This is a genomic window from Paenisporosarcina sp. P4_E4_2, assembly GCF_056401595.1.
The window spans coordinates 1-1,718 of sequence record NZ_JBFUJC010000480.1 but is presented as its reverse complement, the minus strand read 5'-3'; the positions used below and the strand labels follow the sequence as shown (position 1 = coordinate 1,718).

At 41.3% G+C, this 1,718-nt stretch carries 3 protein-coding genes; all 3 read right to left on the bottom strand.

Annotation, left to right across the window (positions count from 1 at the left end; all coding sequences use genetic code 11):
* On the bottom strand, positions 1-379 hold a 379-nt coding region (locus AC1DSB_RS18880), incomplete at its 3' end, for a Phenylacetic acid catabolic protein (protein WP_477587372.1).
* Complete coding sequence (paaB, locus tag AC1DSB_RS18875; protein WP_342541632.1) at positions 376-723, bottom strand: 1,2-phenylacetyl-CoA epoxidase subunit PaaB; 348 nt, start codon at positions 721-723, stop codon at positions 376-378. The genes paaB and AC1DSB_RS18880, both read right to left, overlap by 4 nt.
* An 18-nt stretch (positions 724-741) precedes the next feature.
* Complete coding sequence (paaA, locus tag AC1DSB_RS18870; protein WP_477532091.1) at positions 742-1,695, bottom strand: 1,2-phenylacetyl-CoA epoxidase subunit PaaA; 954 nt, start codon at positions 1,693-1,695, stop codon at positions 742-744.
* Positions 1,696-1,718 lie beyond the last annotated feature (23 nt).

The following is a 1,718-nucleotide window of genomic DNA, read 5'->3' as shown; positions in this document are numbered from 1 at the left end:
CTTTTTTCGCTTGTGTATATAAATAACTTCGTGCAACCGCATATGCCCAATCATAATGGGGAGTTTCCAAATAATATCCTTGCCCGTTCACGCGTTCTGTTAAAATACTGTTTTTTCTATCCGCTACCAGGCGAAAATGAGCCAGAGCATCAGCTTTTCCTGCACCCAGATTTTCAAGAAGTGAGTAATACATTGCAGCATGCCCCATCGTATCCTGGCTGATTGAAGAATAAGCGATGTCCGCTTCGATATGAGGAGCAAGTCCTAACCATTCCGATCCACGAAACGAGTATAAAAAGTCATCATCAGCCAACTGGAATAACAAACTTTTTACCGCTTCTGTATATTCCGGGCTCATCACTGAGTCAGCATTGTTCATTTTCTATCGCCTCCCCATGACAAGATTTCTTTTTCATCCAGCATTTCCTGTTCATATTGACGCCATTTCTTTTTCAAATAACCATACCCTTTGGTCGTGCGGTACTCTTTGTTTTCCAGCCGGTTAAGTGTCAATTTTTCTTCAGCATTCATTCGTTTAATGTGCTTACGGTTGACGATCCAAATGTCAGCAACAGGCTCACGTCGCATAAAGTTTTCCTGCGCTAAAATTAGCGCCATATCTTCATTCGGAGCCAGTAAACTGAATTGGTGCTGGAAAGCTGAGCTCGGTGTTCGTTTGCTAAAAATTTCATATTCCTGATAAAATGTTTTCTCTTCTCCCACTTCACCTGACTCCTTTCATTAACTTATATTCGCACTGAGTGCATCCCGTACCCATGAATTATATTCATAAGAATGTCGTCGTAAATTCAGTCGTGCTTCCGAACGTTGCCCTTGATTTTTAATGATTTTCTTAAATTCATTCCAATCCGGCTGCTGATAGGACCATAAATTGCTATCTTTGTCGAAATGGAAGGTCGGATCCGGTATGGTCAATCCCAGTGAAAGAATTCGTGGCATATATTTATCAAAAAAGATTTGCCTGAATTCTTCATTTGTTTTTGTCCGGATTTTATATTTAATTGTTAAATCTTGTTTGGATGAACCGGTCGTTTCCTTACTAGCTGGCCCGAAGAACATAAGAAGTGGTTCCCACCAACGATTCAGTGCCTCCTGAACCATCGCTTTTTGTTCATCTGTTCCTTCAGCTAACGCTAAGATGATGGATTCACCATGTTGAGCATGAAATACTTCTTCTGCACAGATTCGTTGCAGTGCTCTTGCGTACGGACCATATGAAGCTTTGAGCATATCTGTTTGGGTAATAATCGCGGCACCGTCAACTAGCCACCCAATAATCCCTGCATCCGCCCATGTTTTCGTTTCCATATGAAAAACATTATGAAACTTCAAATCTCCATTAAATAGATCCTGCATTAAGTCTGCACGGGTTTTGTTATATGGTGCCAGTAAGTCCTCCGTTACACGAAGCAGAAGCTGCCCATGCCCCATCTCGTCCTGTACCTTAGCCATAATACCGAGTTTCCGGTTCAAAGAAGGAGCTTTAGGTACCCATTCTTTTTCAGGTAAAGCTCCCATGATTTCGCTCATGCCGTGCATCGAAATTAGCTTTATGAGTGTCTGTCTATATTCTTCTGGCATCCAGTCATCCGCTTCAATTTTGTCACCAGCTTCAATTCGTTTCATAAAATGTGCATACTGTTTTTCTTCATTTGGGGTGTTTACATTTGTCATATTGAACCCTCCTTATCTAAAGA

What these genes read in the sequence shown, in the direction of transcription:
- paaA (WP_477532091.1), bottom strand. Translation starts at nt 1,695, where the DNA reads ATGACAAATGTAAACACCCCAAATGAAGAAAAACAGTATGCACATTTT.